Annotated in this window: 14 protein-coding genes and 1 pseudogene; 7 read left to right on the top strand and 8 right to left on the bottom strand. The window is 55.2% G+C overall.

Annotation, left to right across the window (positions count from 1 at the left end; translation table 11 throughout):
* Positions 1-78 precede the first annotated feature (78 nt).
* The 6 genes from glgP to asd all read right to left on the bottom strand — a co-directional run bounded on the left by glgP (position 79) and on the right by asd (position 10,780).
* On the bottom strand, positions 79-2,526 hold the full coding sequence (gene glgP / locus V6E55_RS08930; protein ID WP_114979333.1) for a glycogen phosphorylase: 2,448 nt from the start codon (positions 2,524-2,526) through the stop codon (positions 79-81).
* A gap of 18 nt (positions 2,527-2,544) precedes the next feature.
* A complete protein-coding gene (glgA, locus tag V6E55_RS08925) occupies positions 2,545-3,978 on the bottom strand; it encodes a glycogen synthase GlgA (RefSeq protein WP_028018042.1) in 1,434 nt (477 codons plus the stop codon).
* Positions 3,978-5,273 (bottom strand): glucose-1-phosphate adenylyltransferase, encoded by a 1,296-nt coding sequence (gene glgC / locus V6E55_RS08920; protein WP_316942633.1) that lies wholly within the window; start codon positions 5,271-5,273, stop codon positions 3,978-3,980. Before glgC ends, glgA begins: the two co-directional genes overlap by 1 nt.
* Before the next feature lie 17 nt (positions 5,274-5,290).
* Complete coding sequence (gene glgX / locus V6E55_RS08915; RefSeq protein WP_316942632.1) at positions 5,291-7,264, bottom strand: glycogen debranching protein GlgX; 1,974 nt, start codon at positions 7,262-7,264, stop codon at positions 5,291-5,293.
* Positions 7,261-9,447 (bottom strand): 1,4-alpha-glucan branching enzyme, encoded by a 2,187-nt coding sequence (glgB, locus tag V6E55_RS08910; RefSeq protein WP_114979330.1) that lies wholly within the window; start codon positions 9,445-9,447, stop codon positions 7,261-7,263. The genes glgX and glgB overlap by 4 nt, the downstream gene beginning before the upstream one ends.
* A 229-nt stretch (positions 9,448-9,676) precedes the next feature.
* Positions 9,677-10,780, bottom strand: coding sequence for an aspartate-semialdehyde dehydrogenase (asd, locus tag V6E55_RS08905; protein WP_129994824.1), 1,104 nt, complete (start codon positions 10,778-10,780; stop codon positions 9,677-9,679).
* A 177-nt stretch (positions 10,781-10,957) separates the two neighbouring features.
* Between asd and yhgN the strand changes: the two genes are divergently transcribed.
* Positions 10,958-11,551: an NAAT family transporter YhgN gene (gene yhgN, locus V6E55_RS08900; RefSeq protein WP_039269593.1), complete on the top strand. Its 594-nt coding sequence runs from the start codon at positions 10,958-10,960 to the stop codon at positions 11,549-11,551.
* Positions 11,552-11,607: 56 nt separating this feature from the next.
* On the opposite strand, the gene tusA is transcribed toward yhgN, so the two are convergent.
* Positions 11,608-11,850: a sulfurtransferase TusA gene (tusA, locus tag V6E55_RS08895; protein ID WP_028018047.1), complete on the bottom strand. Its 243-nt coding sequence runs from the start codon at positions 11,848-11,850 to the stop codon at positions 11,608-11,610.
* Positions 11,851-12,017: 167 nt separating this feature from the next.
* Here tusA and V6E55_RS08890 point away from each other — a divergent pair, with 167 nt between their 5' ends.
* A complete protein-coding gene (locus tag V6E55_RS08890; RefSeq protein ID WP_129994823.1) occupies positions 12,018-12,683 on the top strand; it encodes a 7-cyano-7-deazaguanine/7-aminomethyl-7-deazaguanine transporter in 666 nt (221 codons plus the stop codon).
* A 72-nt stretch (positions 12,684-12,755) separates the two neighbouring features.
* The gene (locus tag V6E55_RS08885) at positions 12,756-13,313 is read left to right on the top strand and encodes a DcrB family lipoprotein (RefSeq protein ID WP_049005375.1); all 558 of its coding nucleotides are present in this window, start codon (positions 12,756-12,758) and stop codon (positions 13,311-13,313) included.
* A 4-nt stretch (positions 13,314-13,317) separates the two neighbouring features.
* Here V6E55_RS08885 and V6E55_RS08880 read toward each other — a convergent pair.
* Positions 13,318-14,570: pseudogene (locus V6E55_RS08880) on the bottom strand (MFS transporter).
* A 109-nt stretch (positions 14,571-14,679) separates the two neighbouring features.
* Between V6E55_RS08880 and V6E55_RS08875 the strand changes: the two are divergent.
* The 4 genes from V6E55_RS08875 (at position 14,680) to V6E55_RS08860 (ending at position 17,651) form a co-directional block, all read left to right on the top strand.
* Positions 14,680-15,729: an AI-2E family transporter gene (locus tag V6E55_RS08875; protein WP_114979326.1), complete on the top strand. Its 1,050-nt coding sequence runs from the start codon at positions 14,680-14,682 to the stop codon at positions 15,727-15,729.
* Positions 15,730-15,878: 149 nt separating this feature from the next.
* The gene (locus V6E55_RS08870) at positions 15,879-16,601 is read left to right on the top strand and encodes a beta-ketoacyl synthase chain length factor (protein WP_316942629.1); all 723 of its coding nucleotides are present in this window, start codon (positions 15,879-15,881) and stop codon (positions 16,599-16,601) included.
* A complete protein-coding gene (locus V6E55_RS08865; RefSeq protein WP_316942628.1) occupies positions 16,598-17,413 on the top strand; it encodes a lysophospholipid acyltransferase family protein in 816 nt (271 codons plus the stop codon). Before V6E55_RS08870 ends, V6E55_RS08865 begins: the two co-directional genes overlap by 4 nt.
* On the top strand, positions 17,394-17,651 hold the full coding sequence (locus V6E55_RS08860; protein WP_114979323.1) for a phosphopantetheine-binding protein: 258 nt from the start codon (positions 17,394-17,396) through the stop codon (positions 17,649-17,651). Before V6E55_RS08865 ends, V6E55_RS08860 begins: the two co-directional genes overlap by 20 nt.
* The last annotated feature ends 7 nt before the right edge of the window (positions 17,652-17,658 follow it).

The following is a 17,658-nucleotide window of genomic DNA, read 5'->3' as shown; positions in this document are numbered from 1 at the left end:
GCCCGGTGGCGCTACCGCTTACCGGGCTTACGGGATCGAGTAGGCCGGGTAAGGCGTAGCCGCCACCCGGCTTTGTTTTTACAACCTTACCGGATCAATATGCCAGATCGTCTCGGCATACTCTTTGATGGTCCTGTCTGACGAGAAATACCCCATATTGGCGATGTTGCGCATCGCGGCACAGGTCCACTTCTCCTGATGCCGGTACAGTTCGTCCACTTTATCCTGGCAATCCACATAGCTGCGATAATCCGCCAGCACCTGATAGTGATCGCCAAAATTAATCAGCGAATCCACCAGGTCGCGATAACGGCCAGGCTCCTCAGGGCTAAACACACCGGTGGCGATTTGCGTCAATACCTGGCGTAGCTCTTCATCCTCTTCGTAGTATTTACGCGGTGAGTAACCCTGCTTACGCAGCGCTTCGACCTCTTCCGTTGTGTTACCGAAGATAAAGATGTTATCTGCACCGACATGCTCCAGCATCTCGACATTCGCCCCGTCCAACGTACCAATGGTCAGCGCGCCGTTGAGAGCAAACTTCATATTACTGGTGCCGGACGCTTCCGTACCTGCTGTGGAAATCTGCTCAGAGAGATCCGCCGCCGGGATAATCAACTGCGCCAGGCTTACGCTGTAGTTCGGGATGAACACCACCTTCAGCTTGTCGCCAATTTCCGGATCCAGGTTGACCACCTTCGCCACATCGTTGATTAGGTGAATGATATGCTTTGCCATGTAGTAGGCGGAAGCCGCCTTACCAGCAAAGATCTTCACCCGTGGCACCCACTCGGCCGTAGGATCGGCCTTGATGCGGTTGTAATGGGTGATCACATGCAGCACGTTCATGAGCTGACGTTTGTACTCATGGATGCGCTTGATCTGCACATCGAACAGCGCTTTCGGGTTGGCGACTACGTTCAGATGCAGCGCAAGATAAACCGATAAACGCTTTTTGTTCAGCAGCTTGGCTTCACGCACGGCTTTGTTGACCGTCGGGAAATCAATGTGCTGTTCAAGTTCGCTCAGTTGGCTCAAATCGGTACGCCAGGTGCGACCGATATTCTCATCCAGCACCTCAGAGAGCGGCTGATTGGCCAGCGCCAGCCAGCGTCGTGGTGTAACGCCGTTGGTCACATTGCAAAAACGTGTCGGGAAGATCTTCGCGAAGTCAGCAAACAGCGACTGCACCATCAGGTTTGAGTGCAGTTCGGACACCCCGTTCACCTTGTGGCTGATCACTACCGCCAGCCAGGCCATGCGCACACGGCGGCCGTTCGACTCATCAATGATCGACGTACGACTCAGCAGGCCGGTATCGTTCGGGTACTGCTCCTGCAACGTCTTGAGGAAGTAATCGTTGATCTCAAAGATAATCTGCAGATGGCGCGGCAGGATTTTGCCGAGCATATCCACCGGCCAGGTCTCCAGCGCTTCGCTCATCAGCGTATGGTTGGTGTACGAGAACACCTGACAGGTCACTTCAAACGCATCATCCCAGCTGAACTTATGTTCGTCGATCAGCAAACGCATCAGCTCAGGAATGGAGAGCACCGGGTGGGTGTCGTTGAGGTGAATCGCGGTTTTCTCCGCCAGGTTGGCGTAGGTTTTATGCAGTTGATAATGGCGATTAAGGATGTCCTGTACCGTTGAGGAGACAAGGAAATACTCCTGACGCAGGCGCAGTTCGCGACCGGAGTAGGTAGAGTCATCCGGGTACAGCACGCGGGACACGTTCTCGGAGTGGTTTTTATCTTCCACCGCCGCGAAGTAGTCACCCTGGTTGAATTTACCGAGGTTAATTTCACTACTGGCCTGGGCACTCCACAGGCGCAGCGTATTGGTGGCATCGGTGTCGTAACCAGGGATGATCTGGTCATAGGCCACGGCCAGGATCTCTTCGGTTTCCACCCAGCGGGATTTTTTCCCTTCCTGCTGAATACGTCCACCAAAGCGCACTTTATAGCGCGTGTTATGGCGTTTGAACTCCCACGGGTTACCGTATTCCAGCCAGTAGTCCGGCGACTCTTTCTGACGTCCGTCGACGATGTTCTGCTTGAACATGCCGTAATCATAGCGAATCCCGTAACCACGCCCCGGCAACGCCAGCGTCGCCAGCGAGTCCAGGAAGCAGGCCGCAAGGCGTCCCAGACCACCGTTACCGAGGCCAGGGTCATTCTCTTCGTCAATCAGTTCTTCTAAATCTAACCCCATCTCTTCCAGTGCGGTTTTGACGTCGTCATAAATACCGAGCGACAACAGCGCATTGGAAAGCGTGCGGCCAATCAAAAATTCCATCGACAGGTAGTAAACCTGACGCGTTTCCTGTGAGAGCTGGGCACGGTTGGAGCGCAGCCAGCGTTCAACTAAACGGTCACGCACGGCAAACAGGGTGGCGTTCAGCCACTCGTGTTTGTTCGCGATGACCGGATCTTTCCCGATGGTGAACATCAGCTTATAGGCGATAGAGTGTTTTAACGCCTCAACGCTGAGTGTGGGTGAAGAGTAGCTAAAAGGTGCATTCATATCAGTGACTCCGCCTTGTTACATCAAGCGTTGATAAAGATCGCGGTATGACTGCGCCGCAACGTGCCAGCTAAAGTCCATGCTCATCGCCTGGCGCTGAACATAACGCCACAAGGAAGGACGGGACCATAAAACGAAAGCACGCCGAATCGCCCGTAACAACGACCAGGCATTACTGTCTTCAAACACAAACCCGCTGGCGATACCGTCCGCCAGATTTTCCAGAGAACTGTCGGAAACTGTATCCGCCAGCCCACCCGTGCGGCGCACCAGCGGTAACGTGCCGTATTTCAGGCCGTAGAGTTGCGTCAGACCGCAGGGTTCGAAACGGCTTGGCACCAGGATGACGTCCGCGCCGCCCATAATGCGGTGCGAAAACGCTTCGTGATAGCCAATCTGCACCCCAACCTGCCCGGGATGTTCCGCTGCTGCCGCCAGAAAACCCTCCTGCAGCACCGGATCACCCGCGCCGAGCAGCGCCAGTTGCCCTCCCTGCTCCAGTAAACCAGGCAGAGCTTCCAGCACCAGATCCAGCCCTTTCTGGCTGGTCAGGCGACTGACCACGGCGAACAACGGTACTTTGTCGTTCACCTTCAGGCCCATGGCAATTTGCAGCTGGCGCTTGTTTTCGGCTTTGTCCTCGACCGAATCACGGCCATAGCGCGACGCCAGCAGGAGATCGGTTTCCGGGCTCCAGATCTTTTCATCAACACCGTTCAAAATACCCGACAGGCGCCCCTCACGATGACGCTGCCGCAGTAGCCCTTCCAGGCCATAACCAAACTCCGGCTGGGTAATTTCCCGGGCGTAAGTCGGGCTCACGGCGGTAATATGATCGGCATAGTAAAGCCCGGCTTTCAGGAACGAGATCTGCCCGTTAAACTCCAGCCCGTGCATGTTATAGAACGACAATGGCAGATCGATTTCATGCATGTGATGGGCATAGTACATCCCCTGATATGCCAGGTTATGCACAGTAAAAACTGACCTGGCCGGGTGGCCGCGCGCGGCCAGATACGCCGGGGCAAGCCCGGCGTGCCAGTCGTGCGCGTGCACCACATCCGGACGCCAGAACGGATCCAGCCCCGTCGCCATTTCTGCACCGACCCAACCGAGCAACGCAAAGCGCAGCACGTTGTCCGGGTAAGCAAACAGGTTGGTGTCGTGATACGGACTCCCGGGCCTGTCATATAAGTGCGGCGCGTCAATCAGGTAGATCCCAACGCCATTGTAATGTCCAAACAGCAGGGTGATGCGCCCGGCAAAGGTCTCACGACGCGTCACCACTTTTGCATCGGGAATACCACGCCGGATATCCGGAAATGCGGGCAGCAGGACTCGGGTATCCACCCCTCCGGCGATTTGCGCCGCCGGTAATGCACCAAGAACATCCGCCAGGCCGCCCGTTTTTAACAACGGGAACATCTCAGAACATACGTGTAAAACCTGCATCATCGCTCCTGTTTGATCTGCAGCTTCCGCAACATTTCCCGTGTTACTAACACGATTCCCTCTTCCGAACGGTAGAAACGACGCGCGTCTTCTTCCGCGTTTTCACCAATGACCATCCCCTCAGGAATGACGCAGGCGCGGTCGATAACGCAACGACGCAGGCGACACGAACGTCCAACCCAGACATCTGGCAATAAGACTGCCGAATCAATATTACAGAATGAATTTATCCGCACGCGGGGGAACAGCACTGACTGCACCACCACCGACCCTGAAATAATGCATCCGCCAGAAACCAGCGAGTTCAGTGTCATACCGTGACTACCCGAACGGTCCTGAACGAATTTGGCTGGCGGGAGCGATTCCATATGAGTACGAATCGGCCAGTTCTGATCGTACATATCCAGCTCAGGGGTCACCGAGGCCAGGTCGAGGTTCGCCTTCCAGTACGCTTCCAGCGTTCCCACATCGCGCCAGTAAGGTTCCGCATTTGGGTCGGATTGCACGCAGGACAACGGGAAGGGATGTACATACGCCATGCCAGCTTGCGTAATTTTCGGGATGATGTCTTTGCCAAAGTCATGGCTGGAATTTTCGTCTTTGTCGTCTTCTTCCAGCAGTTCATAAAGGTAATCTGCATCAAAGACATAGATCCCCATACTGGCGAGTGACTTCGTATCATCTCCCGGCATGGTCGGCGGGTTTGCAGGTTTTTCGACGAAGTCGATAATTTTGTCGTCCGCATCCACGTGCATTACGCCAAACGCCGTCGCTTCAGCAACGGGCACCGGCAGACACGCCACGGTGCAACGCGCCCCTTTTTCGACATGGTCGATGAGCATGTGGGAGTAGTCTTGCTTGTAAATATGATCCCCGGCGAGGATCACGATGTATTCCGCGTTATAACGACGAATGATATCGAGGTTTTGCGTCACCGCATCCGCCGTGCCCCGGTACCAGTTTTCGCCATGAACGCGCTGCTGGGCCGGGAGGAGATCGACAAACTCATTCATCTCTTCGCTGAAGAAGGACCAGCCGCGCTGGATATGCTGCACCAGCGTGTGTGATTGATACTGCGTAATGACGCCAATACGGCGGATGCCAGAGTTGAGGCAATTGGAGAGTGCGAAATCTATGATACGGAACTTACCACCAAAGTGAACAGCCGGCTTGGCGCGTTTGATGGTCAAATCTTTCAGACGGGTACCACGCCCACCAGCGAGTATCAGGGCAACCGTTTTTAATGGTAGCTGGCGTGCCAACATTAAGGGATCGTTTTTCTCTAATCTAACCATGACTAACTCCTTTTTTATCATCTTTGGAATACACACACTCCGTGCGCAGGCCCGTGCCAGACAGCCATTACTACCGGATTATCCGCTCCGGCAAAGGGGGGAACGGCGCGCCATTCCCCTTCAGGTAAAACAATCTCTGCGACATCATCCGTCGCGTTCAGCGTAACCAGCCATTTATCCGAAAGCAGGATTTGCAGCCGTGGTACACCGTGTTGCCACTCTTGCGCGCTTAGTGGTTGCGCGTCTTTATTCAACCAGCGAACGTTTCCGTCCCCCTCTTCCCACCAGCGGTCGGTGGTCAGGGCCGGGATTTGCTGGCGAAGGTGGATCAGCGCAGCGGTAAAATGGATCAACCCGCTGTTCGCCTCCCCCCAGTCAAGCCAGGTTAAGGTGTTGTCCTGGCAATACGCATTGTTGTTACCGTGCTGGCTGTGGCCGTGCTCATCGCCCGCCAGCAGCATCGGTGTCCCCTGCGACAACAGAAGCGTTGTCAGCAGTGCATGAACGCTGGCGCGCCGCCGCTCGATAACGTCAAGGCTTCCGCCTAACCCTTCTATACCATGATTGAAGCTATGGTTATTGTTAGTGCCATCGCGATTCTCTTCGCCGTTCGCCTCATTGTGTTTCTGATTGAAACAAACGCAGTCCCTGAGCGTAAAACCGTCGTGCGCCGTCAGCAGGTTGACGGTGGCCGACGGTCGCTTACCGTCGCGCTTAAAGAGATCGCTTGACGCGGCAAAGCGCCCGGCAAATTCCCCCAGCGAGAGATTTCGCTCAAGCCAGAAGCGGCGCGCGGCATCGCGATAGTGATCGTTCCATTCGGCAAACAAGGGGGGAAAATTCCCGACCTGATATCCCCCTTCCCCAATGTCCCACGGCTCGGCAATGAGCTTCACTTGTGATAGCACCGGGCAGTTTCTTATCGCCTCAAACAGCGGCGCCTGCTGGCTGAATGCCGGTGTCCGCCCCATCACAGGCGCCAGGTCGAAACGAAAACCATCCACGTGGTACGTTTCCACCCAGTATTTCAGGCTCTCATATGCAAATTGCATGACCGACGGATGGCTGAGATTGAGCGTGTTGCCGCAGCCGGTCCAGTTCTCATAATCACCATCCTGCCTGATCCAATAATAGCTACGGTTATCAATTCCGCGCATGGAGAGCGTTGGACCATCAAGATCGCTTTCAGCGCTGTGGTTCAGCACCACATCCAGAATGACTTCAATTCCCGCGGCATGGAGCGCTTTCACCGCATCGCGGAATTCGTCCCGCGCTTTTTCCGGATGGACGGCATAGCGGGGTTCGAGCGCGAACATCGCCAGCGGGTTGTAGCCCCAGTAGTTGCTCAACCCCAGCCGCTGCAGACGCGGCTCGCTGGCAAAATGGGCGACGGGTAACAGTTCAAGAGCGGTGATGCCGAGGTGTTTCAGGTAGGCGATCATGGTCGGATGCCCGAGCGCCTTGTAGGTGCCGCGCATCTCTTTGGGGATGGACGGATGCAGATACGTCAGCCCTTTGACATGGGCCTCATAAATGACGGTGTTGCCCCACGGCGTGGCTGGCGGCGCATCGTCTTCCCAGTCATAGTGATCGTGCACTACCACGCTTTTTGGCACCACATGGGCACTGTCACGATGGTCAGGTTCACCATAACCGACATGAAAAATCGGGTCGTCTTTAAACTCACCGTCCACGCGGTGCGCACACGGATCAATCAACAGCTTTGCAGGGTTAAACCAGTGCCCTTGAGCAGGTTCCCACGGACCATGAACACGAAAACCATAGTGCATACCTGGCCGTCCTCCGGCCAGGTAACCGTGCCAGGTATCCCCCGTGCGCGACGGTAAATCGTAACGGTGCTCGTTACCCTCACCGTCAAAAACACACAGTTCTACCCGCTCAGCGTGAGCAGAAAAGAGGGTGAAATTCACACCCTTTCCGTCGAAACTCGCCCCGAGCGGTTCGGGTTGACCTGCCGTAAGTTGCGTCATTCACCCTCCCGCATCAGCCAGATGGTGCCAAGCGGCGGTAACGTGAGACTCAGAGAGTTTGGCCGCCCATGACTTTCGATGGCATCACTTTGCACCAGACCACCATTACCGGTATTGCTGCCGTGGTAGTGCATGGAATCGGTATTCAGGATTTCGCGCCATTTACCCGGCTGGTTAATGCCGAAGCGATAGTGCTGGCGCGGCACCGGTGTGAAGTTGCTGGCGACGATGATCTCGTTACCCGCTTTATCTCGCCGCACAAAGACAAACACCGAGCGCTCATGGTCATCCACCACCAGCCACTCAAAGCCGTACGGGTCAAAGTCGAGTTCGTGCAGCGCTTTGTGATGACGATAGGTCAGGTTCAGGTCACGCACCAGACGTTGCACGCCATGGTGCCAGTTATCGCCACCTTCCAGCAGATGCCAGTCGAGGCTGGCGTCGTGGTTCCACTCGCGTCCCTGAGCGAACTCATTGCCCATAAACAGCAGTTTTTTGCCCGGGAACGCAAACATCCAGCCGTAGTAGGCGCGCAGGTTGGCAAATTTCTGCCACGCATCGCCCGGCATGCGGTCAAGAATGGATTTTTTGCCGTGTACCACTTCATCATGCGACAGCGGCAGCATGAAGTTTTCGGTGTAGTTGTAGAGCATCCCGAACGTCAGCTTATCGTGATGATACTGACGATAAACCGGATCGAGCTTCATGTAGTCGAGCGTGTCATGCATCCAGCCCAGGTTCCACTTGTACCAGAACCCCAGGCCACCTAATGACGGTGGTCGGGAGACACCCGCAAAGTCGGTCGACTCTTCTGCCATTGTTACCGCGCCGTCCACCTGCTCACCGATAATGCGGTTGGTGCTGCGCAGGAACTCAATCGCTTCCAGGTTTTCACGGCCACCAAACTCGTTCGGGATCCACTCTCCCTCTTTGCGGCTGTAATCGCGATAGATCATGGATGCCACCGCATCAACACGCAGAGCATCAATGCCAAAGCGCTCAATCCAGTACAGGGCATTTCCGACCAGGTAGTTCGCGACTTCGCGGCGACCGTAGTTGTAGATCAGCGTATTCCAGTCCTGGTGATAACCTTCTCGCGGGTCGCTGTGCTCGTACAGCTTCGTACCATCAAACTCTGACAAACCAAAGTCATCCGACGGGAAATGGCCAGGCACCCAGTCGAGGATCACATTCAGCCCGGCGGCATGCGCGGCATGGATGAAATAACGGAAGTCATCGCGCGTGCCAAAGCGGCGCGTAGGCGCATACAGTCCGGTTGGCTGATAACCCCAGCTACCATCGAACGGATGCTCGTTGACCGGCAACAGCTCAAGGTGAGTAAAGCCCATCCATTTGGCATACGGTACCAGTTGTTCGGCGAGTTCCCGGTAGCTGAGCCAGAAGTTGTTATCCGTGTGGCGACGCCAGGAGCCAAGATGCACTTCATAGACGGAGATAGGTGCATCGAAGCGGTTAGCCTGTTTGCGCTCTTCCGTCTGGGTGATCTTCTCCGGCAGGCCACAAATCAGCGACGCCGTATCCGGGCGCATCTGGGCTTCAAAGGCATACGGGTCGGCTTTAATGCGCAACTTGCCGTGGGCATCGATCATCTCGAATTTGTAGAGCTGTCCGTTGTGCGCCCCAGGGATAAACAGTTCCCAGATCCCCGTTTCCCGGCGCAGGCGCATCGGGTGACGACGACCGTCCCAGTAGTTGAACTGTCCGACAACGGAGACGCGTTGGGCGTTGGGTGCCCACACAGCAAACCGCGTGCCGGTGATACCATCCATCGTGTCTGCGTGGGCACCCAGCGTTTCATAAGGTCGCAAATGGGTTCCTTCAGACAGCAGCCAGGCATCCATCTCCTGCAAAAGAGGACCAAAGCTGTAGGGATCATCAATGAGATTTTGCTGGCCGTGCCAGATGACGGCAAGCTGATAACGAAAGGGGTTTTTACGACGGGGCATCACGCCTGAGAAGAAACCACGCGAGTCGAGGCATTCCAGATTGCCCACTTTGCGGCCGGTTTTGGGTTCGATAACCCACACTTCTGTCGCATCCGGTAACAACGCCCGAACTTCCAGCCCGGCCTCTGTACGGTGCATCCCCAGCACGGAAAAGGGGTCGGCAAAATGACCCGCAATAAGCGCATTAATCACGTCTCTATCCACACGATCGGACATGGTATTCATCCTGTTTTTTATGTCGTCCTTTTTTAGCGCCTGGGACGACTTTAATGTGACCTGAACGAGCATCCTCACAGCCCGTCCTAACCTCAGGTAAGAAATGACTCTTCCTTAAAGCATAGCCAACGCTCTAAATGACTCCTGATAAAAATAAGACATACGCGTTTTACTCCATGTAGTACGCAAAAAAAGGGGGCGAAAATCACCCCCGGTAGTTAACAAATTATTACGCCAGCTGGCGCAGCATGCGGCGCAGCGGCTCCGCTGCTCCCCATAAGAGCTGGTCGCCAACGGTGAACGCGGAGAGGTACTCCGGCCCCATGTTCAGCTTACGCAGACGGCCAACCGGCGTGGTCAGCGTGCCAGTCACGGCAGCCGGGGTCAGTTCACGCATGGTGATCTCGCGATCATTTGGCACCACTTTCGCCCATGGGTTGTGTGCAGCCAGCAACTCTTCCACGGTCGGAATAGACACATCTTTTTTCAGTTTAATGGTGAAGGCCTGGCTGTGGCAGCGTAGCGCGCCGATGCGCACGCACAGACCGTCTACCGGAATGGTATTCGCGGTGGCGAGAATTTTGTTGGTCTCGGCCTGGCCTTTCCACTCTTCGCGGGTCTGGCCGTTATCCAGCTGTTTGTCGATCCACGGGATCAGGCCACCCGCCAGTGGTACGCCAAAGTTGTCCACCGGCAGCTCGCCGCTGCGGGTCAGTTGAGTGACTTTTCGCTCGATATCGAGGATCGCGGACGCCGGGTTTGCCAGCTCGTGCGCCACGCTGTGGTGCAACTGGCCCATCTGGGTAAGCAGCTCACGCATATGACGCGCACCGCCACCGGAAGCCGCCTGGTACGTCGCCACGGAGACCCACTCCACCAGATCCTGAGCGAACAGACCGCCCAGAGACATCAGCATCAGGCTGACGGTACAGTTACCACCAACAAAGGTTTTCACGCCGTTATTCAGGCCGTTGGTGATCACGTCCTGGTTAACCGGATCAAGAATGATGATGGCATCGTCTTTCATACGCAGCGAAGAGGCCGCGTCAATCCAGTAGCCCTGCCAGCCGCTTTCACGCAGCTTTGGATAAATTTCGTTGGTATAATCGCCGCCCTGGCAAGTGACAATAATGTCGAGTGCCTTCAGCGCTTCCAGATCGAAAGCATCCTGCAACGTGCCAGTGGTGCCGCCGAATGAAGGCGCAGCCTGACCGAGCTGGGAAGTAGAGAAGAAGACCGGGCGGATGGCGTCGAAATCGCGCTCTTCAACCATGCGTTGCATGAGTACAGAGCCGACCATACCGCGCCAGCCGATAAAACCAACGTTTTTCATAGCATTTTTTTCCTGCAGAGGGTGTGTGCTGTTTGTGCAAGCCAGTATTGAACTGGGATATGCTTCACATTACAAAATGCAGCCAAAGTCGCAAGCGAAATTAATCGATGATTGCCCGGCAATCAGAAAAAGAGCTAATCATCATAATAACCATAGAGAGTTTCAGGGATAATTTACATGAGTGAAATCATTTCCGCGGCGGTTTTATTGATCCTGATAATGGATCCTCTCGGAAACCTGCCGATCTTCATGTCGGTGCTAAAACACACCGAACCAAAGCGCCGTCGGGCAATCATGATCCGCGAGCTGCTCATCGCCCTGCTGGTGATGTTTATCTTCCTGTTTGCGGGCGAAAAAATCCTCGCATTCCTGAACCTGCGCGCCGAAACCGTTTCCATTTCCGGCGGGATTATCCTGTTCCTGATTGCCATAAAGATGATTTTCCCGAGCGCAGAAGGCAGCAGCAGCGGCCTGCCTGCGGGTGAAGAGCCGTTTATTGTGCCGCTGGCAATTCCACTCGTCGCCGGGCCGACCATTCTGGCCACGCTGATGCTGCTGTCACATCAGTATCCGAACCAGATGAGCCATCTGGTGATTGCCCTGCTGATCGCCTGGGGCGGGACATTTATCATCCTGCTGCAGTCGTCCCTGTTCCTGCGCCTGCTGGGTGAAAAAGGGGTGAACGCGCTGGAACGTCTGATGGGGCTGATTCTGGTGATGATGGCAACGCAGATGTTCCTGGACGGGATCCGGGTGTGGATGAAAGGATGACTTTCTCCCTCTCCCCGTGGGAGAGGGCCAGGGTGAGGACATCAGGCCGCGGAGGACTAACCCTTACGAATCAAATACCGGTACGGCAGCGCCTCGGTCTGCTGTGCCACCAGCTCATGCTCCATAAAGGTACAAAACCCGGGGATATCGCGGGTGGTCGCCGGGTCGTCGGCGATGATCAGCAGCGTTTCACCGGATTGCATGTTACGCACGGTTTTGCGCACCATCATTACCGGCTCCGGGCAGCGAAGGCCCTGGGCATCAAGGGTGTGGTCTGGGCTGGAAAACAGGTCGGTCATGATCTTCTCGGTCAGGTAAAAACGGCTGTAGTTTACGCCCCGTAGCGATCAATGCAAACCAGGTTAACGATTGCGTAAAAACTAACCATTGCAATGTCTGACCAAAGCAGTATCATGCTGCGGTTTTTATTGGGTTCCCTCACCCCAACGTATAAAAAGGTCAAAATATGACGCAGTTTTCTGAATCGCAGCGCGTAAAAGCGTTGTTCTGGCTTTCGCTTTTCCATTTGCTGGTGATCACCTCCAGCAACTATCTGGTGCAGCTCCCCATCTCCATCTTTGGTTTTCATACCACCTGGGGCGCGTTCAGTTTTCCGTTTATTTTTCTCGCCACCGATTTGACCGTGCGAATTTTTGGCGCACCGCTGGCTCGCCGCATTATTTTTGCGGTCATGCTCCCGGCACTGTTCGTGTCTTACGTGATTTCGTCCCTGTTCTACATGGGTAGCTGGCAGGGCTTTGAGGCACTAACCCACTTCAACCTGTTTGTCGCACGCATCGCCACCGCAAGCTTTATGGCTTATGCGCTGGGGCAGATCCTCGACGTGCATGTGTTTAACCGCCTGCGTCAGAATCACCGCTGGTGGATGGCCCCGACCGCCTCGACGCTGTTCGGTAACGTGAGCGATACGCTGGCCTTCTTCTTCATCGCCTTCTGGCACAGCCCGGATGCGTTCATGGCCGAGCACTGGATGGAGATCGCCCTGGTGGACTACTGCTTCAAGGTGCTCATCAGTATCGTCTTCTTCCTGCCAATGTATGGTGTATTGCTGAATATGATGCTGAAAAGGCTGGCAGATAAATCTGAAATCACGGCATTGCAGGCTGGTTAAGGGTTCGCTTTATCAGTTGTGATAAGATGAGCGAATGAGCCGTTATGGCCGTTTATCGAAAGGAAGAAGTCAATGCGCAATCTGGTTAAATATGTCGGGATTGGCCTGCTGGTTGTGGGTCTTGCAGCCTGTGATAACAGCGACACGAAAACGCCTGCTCAGGGTGCATCTGCAGAGAGTAATGCGACCGGTCAGCCGGTGAATCTGCTGGATGGGAAACTCAGTTTCTCTCTGCCAGCCGATATGACTGACCAGAGCGGTAAGCTGGGCACTCAGGCGAACAATATGCACGTTTATTCCGACGCAACCGGGCAGAAAGCCGTCATTGTGATTGTGGGTGACGACACCAGCGAAGATCTTGGCGTGCTGTCAAAACGTCTGGAAGATCAGCAGCGCAGCCGCGATCCGCAGCTGCAGGTGGTCACCAATAAATCCATCGAACTGAAAGGCCACACACTGCAACAGCTGGACAGCATCATCTCCGCAAAAGGCCAGACCGCATACTCTTCAGTGGTGCTGGGTAAGGTTGATAATAAACTGCTGACCATGCAGATCACCCTGCCAGCGGACGATCAACAGAAAGCGCAGACTGCGGCTGAAAACATCATTAACACCCTCGTGATCCAGTAATCCTTCACGAGGATGACGTGGCCTCCGGTGCCTGCACCGGGGGCCATTTTTTTAGCTGCCATGTCAGCATCAATGCGATAACCACCAGACCCGCCGCAGCAAGATAAATAACCGGTACCCCTGCCCAGGTCATCACCAGCCCCGCCAGCGGGCCGGTAATGCCTAAAGACATATCCATAAATACCGTATACGTTGCCAGCGCCGCCCCCTGGTTCTGCTGCGGCACGGCTTTTACCGCCACCACACCCAGTGCCGGGAAGACCAGTGAAAAACCCGCGCCGGAGAGAAATACGCCTGTTTTCGCCATCCAGGGTGCCATAGCAATGCCGGTCAACAGCAGCCCAACTATCTCTACTGCAAAGCAGATCATCGCCACGTTCAGTCCACCCAGACGGTTGATACCGTTCGGGAAAAGTAAACGCGCACCAACAAACGCACAGCTAAACAGGGTTAACGCAAAAGCTGCACCGTCCCACCCTTTGGCATCATAGAACAAGGTAATGAAGGTCGCGATCACGCCGAACCCCGTAGTTGCCAGTGCCAGAGCCATACCATACGGCCAGACGCGCCCCAGCACTGCGCGAAACGGTAGCGGTTTGCCTTTGCTGGCCTTCACTTTCGGACGTGGCAACGCAAAGATAATCGCCAGAGCAGCGACCGCCATAATGGTAATCGCCAGTCCATACAGGCCGCCAAACGCATAACAAGCCACACCAAGCGGTGCCCCCAGAGCCATTGCGCCGTATGTGACAATGCCATTCCACGAAATCACCCGGCCAATGTGCGGCGCACCCACGACACCCACGCCCCACAGCGTCGAACCGGTTCCCGCCAGACTTTGACCGATACCCAGGATCACGCGCCCAAGACAAAGCAGCACCAGGCTAACCAGGGGCCAGTGGCTGGTTGTGGCGGCCAGCAAATAGCTCAGACCACTCAGGAAACAGCCGCATAGTCCCACAATAACGATGCTTTTTGGCCCGAACAGATCTGCGTAGCGCCCGGCATGTGGGCGACTCAGAAGTGTGGCGAAATACTGGAGGCTAATCACCAATCCCGCCCAGAACGCACTAAAGCCCATCACGTCATGGACATAGCCAGGCAAAACCGCCAGCGGCAGGCCAATGGTCAGATAACTGGCAAAATTGAAAATAACAACGGTAACGATGCGCAGATTGAGGCGCAGTCCGCTCAGCGCCGGTTCAGCGGCAGGTTCGGGCATGAGGTTCTACCTGGATTTTTACAACAGTGTTTCACTATTACCACGACACAATAAGAAAATCAGCACCGACTTTCAGATTAACGGAGCCAGACGAAGCGAAGCCCGGACACTACACTTTATGGGTCAGCATATTAAGGAACACGCATGATCGCCAACCCGTCCGACAAAGCAGGGCTCCACATCTTATTAAAACTCGCCTGCCTGGTGGTTATCCTTGCGGGTATCCATGCTGCCGCTGACATTATTGTTCAGCTCCTGCTGGCGCTCTTTTTCGCCATTGTGCTTAACCCGCTGGTGACCTGGTTTTTACGTCGGGGCGTCAGCCGCCCGGTGGCCATCACCATTGTGGTTATCGTCATGCTAATTGCCCTGACAGCGCTTTTTGGTGTGCTGGCGGCATCACTTAGCGAATTCTCCACGATGCTGCCACAGTACAACAAAGCGCTGACGCGTAAGCTAGTCGCACTACAGGAGATAGTGCCCTTTCTTAACCTGCATATCTCGCCAGAACGGATGCTACGCAGGATGGATTCAGAAAAAATCATGACCTACGCCACCACACTGATGACCGGCCTTTCCGGGGCAATGGCCAGTATTCTACTGCTGGTGATGACCGTGGTGTTTATGTTGTTCGAAGTGCGCCACGTGCCCTATAAGCTGCGTTTTGCACTCAATAACCCGCAAATCCACATCGCCGGTTTACATCGCGCATTAAAGGGCGTCTCCAAGTATCTGGCACTGAAAACGCTTTTGAGCGTCTGGACGGGTGTGATTGTCTGGCTGGGACTGATGTTGATGGGCGTGCAGTTCGCGTTGATGTGGGGCGTACTGGCGTTTTTGCTCAACTATGTGCCCAATATTGGCGCGGTACTCTCCGCCGTACCACCGATGATTCAGGCATTCCTGTTTAATGGTTTCTACGAATGCATGTTGGTCGGGGCACTTTTTCTGGTCGTGCATATGGTGCTGGGGAATATTCTCGAACCGCGCATGATGGGGCACCGGCTGGGCATGTCGACGCTGGTGGTATTCTTATCTTTACTGATTTGGGGATGGCTTCTGGGCCCGGTCGGCATGTTGTTGTCAGTCCCGCTAACCAGTGTGTGTAAGATCTGGATGGAGACCACCAAAGGCGGCAGCAAACTGGCGATTCTGCTTGGACCTGGGCGCCCCAAGAGTCGGCTCCCGGATTAAGCATCCGGAGCGGGGCAGCATAGTACTCTACGGGAAATTTTTAGGATAAACGTTATTCGCAAGCCTACAACAACACTGTACGATGTATGCTGCAACATAGCGCTTGCGAAGAAACATCACAGAAACAGGTTTATCGCGGACGCGCGTAGATGAAATTTACACTCTCTCTTATCGACTGGCAGGCAAGAGCGCCAGGACTCAGCGATGCCAGCGCATGGCAGGCATGGTCACGCCAGTCTGACGCCATCGATCCCACCGCGCCGCTTGCGAAACTGACCGACCTGCCGATGATGACCGCCCGCCGTCTCAATTCAGGCAGTAAGCTGGCCGTCGATCTCGGTCTTGCGATGCTGCATAAACATCGTATTGATGCCGTGGTCTACAGCAGTCGCCATGGCGAACTGGAACGCAATTATCGTATTCTGCAAGCGCTGGCGACAGAGCAACCCGTCTCCCCCACCGATTTTGCGATGTCTGTCCACAACGCCGCGGTTGGCAACCTCACGATAACCGCTGGTCAGCCTATTGTTTCATCCTCGGTCTCCGCCGGTATGGACACTTTCCAGCAAAGTTTGTACGAAGTATTGAGTCTGCTCCACGCGGGCTACTCCCGCGTTTTGCTGGTAGATTTTGACGGCGTCCTGCCTGAGTTTTATCAAGCCGGGCTCCCCCCGCAGATGCCTGTCTGGCCTTACGCCCTGGCGCTGGTGATTGAAGCCGGTGACGCACTCTGCTGTGAAACCCAAAGTGGGCGTGCCGGGGAAGAGCCGGCGTTGCCGCAAAGCCTTCAGTTCCTGCGACATTACCTGAGCGACACACAGCGATTTGCCCTTACGGGCGAGCGTTTGCAGTGGCAGTGGACACGCCAATGAGCCGTCTTCTGTCCCGCATCAATCGGTTATGGCGCATGCTGATGACCGGCTTCTGCTTTGCGCTGTTTGGCCTTGGCGGGCTGCTGCTGTCGCTGGTCTGGTTTAACCTGCTGCTGATTTTTCAGCGCGATCGCACGAAACGCCGTCGACTGGCGCGACGCAGTATTTCAGCCAGTTTTCGGCTGTTCCTCGCGGTCGTTCGCGGTACCGGCGTGCTGGATTACCGCTTCAACAACCTGGATGTTTTACGCGCCGAGCGCGGCTGCCTGGTGATAGCGAACCATCCTTCGCTACTGGACTATGTGATCCTTGCTTCGGTGATGAACGAAACCGACTGTCTGGTGAAAAGCACCTTGCTGCGTAACCCGTTCGTCAGCGGCGTGATCCGCGCAGCTGACTACCTGATCAACAGCGAAGCAGAAACGCTGCTTCGTGCCAGCCAGCAGCGTCTGACCCAGGGCGACACCCTACTAATCTTTCCGGAAGGCACCCGCACCCGCGTTGGCGAAGCCATTTCCCTGCAACGGGGCGCGGCGAATATTGCCGTTCGTTGCAACAGCTCCCTGCGCGTGGTGGTGATCCACTGTAGCGAACGCATGCTGGATAAACACAGCCGCTGGTACAATGTGCCGCCTGATAAACCAATTTTTACCGTGGATGTTCGCGAACGCATCAACATTCATGATTTTTACGATGCAAGCCAGCACGAACCTGCGCTGGCGGCAAGGCAGTTAAACCGGTATATGCAGCAGCAATTAACATCCGGTCTTCAATCTTTGTCAGGAATGAAAGATGCAAGCGCTCTATCTTGAAATTAAGAATCTCATTATCTCTACGCTGAATCTGGAAGATCTTACCCCAGAGGATATTGATACCGACGCTCCGCTGTTTGGCGACGGACTGGGTCTGGACTCTATTGATGCCCTGGAACTGGGGCTGGCTGTGAAAAATCAGTACGGCGTAGTGCTTTCTGCCGAAAGCGACGAGATGCGTCAGCACTTCTATTCCGTTGCCACGCTCGCCGCTTTTATCCATCAACAACGCGCCTGAGAATGAC

This window comes from Enterobacter sp. 342, from assembly GCF_036663495.1.
Classification (GTDB): Bacteria; Pseudomonadota; Gammaproteobacteria; order Enterobacterales; family Enterobacteriaceae; genus Enterobacter.
Note: the sequence above shows the minus strand (reverse complement) of the source record. Positions and strands in the feature narration are given on the sequence as shown.

Coding starts and splice junctions, on each gene's coding strand:
- glgC (WP_316942633.1), bottom strand. CDS start 5,273: ATGGTTAGATTAGAGAAAAACGATCCCTTAATGTTGGCACGCCAGCTA.
- glgA (WP_028018042.1), bottom strand. CDS start 3,978: ATGCAGGTTTTACACGTATGTTCTGAGATGTTCCCGTTGTTAAAAACG.
- yhgN (WP_039269593.1), top strand. CDS start 10,958: ATGAGTGAAATCATTTCCGCGGCGGTTTTATTGATCCTGATAATGGAT.
- glgX (WP_316942632.1), bottom strand. CDS start 7,264: ATGACGCAACTTACGGCAGGTCAACCCGAACCGCTCGGGGCGAGTTTC.
- V6E55_RS08875 (WP_114979326.1), top strand. CDS start 14,680: ATGATCGCCAACCCGTCCGACAAAGCAGGGCTCCACATCTTATTAAAA.
- tusA (WP_028018047.1), bottom strand. CDS start 11,850: ATGACCGACCTGTTTTCCAGCCCAGACCACACCCTTGATGCCCAGGGC.
- glgB (WP_114979330.1), bottom strand. CDS start 9,447: ATGTCCGATCGTGTGGATAGAGACGTGATTAATGCGCTTATTGCGGGT.
- V6E55_RS08890 (WP_129994823.1), top strand. CDS start 12,018: ATGACGCAGTTTTCTGAATCGCAGCGCGTAAAAGCGTTGTTCTGGCTT.
- asd (WP_129994824.1), bottom strand. CDS start 10,780: ATGAAAAACGTTGGTTTTATCGGCTGGCGCGGTATGGTCGGCTCTGTA.
- V6E55_RS08885 (WP_049005375.1), top strand. CDS start 12,756: ATGCGCAATCTGGTTAAATATGTCGGGATTGGCCTGCTGGTTGTGGGT.
- V6E55_RS08860 (WP_114979323.1), top strand. CDS start 17,394: ATGCAAGCGCTCTATCTTGAAATTAAGAATCTCATTATCTCTACGCTG.
- V6E55_RS08870 (WP_316942629.1), top strand. CDS start 15,879: ATGAAATTTACACTCTCTCTTATCGACTGGCAGGCAAGAGCGCCAGGA.
- V6E55_RS08865 (WP_316942628.1), top strand. CDS start 16,598: ATGAGCCGTCTTCTGTCCCGCATCAATCGGTTATGGCGCATGCTGATG.
- glgP (WP_114979333.1), bottom strand. CDS start 2,526: ATGAATGCACCTTTTAGCTACTCTTCACCCACACTCAGCGTTGAGGCG.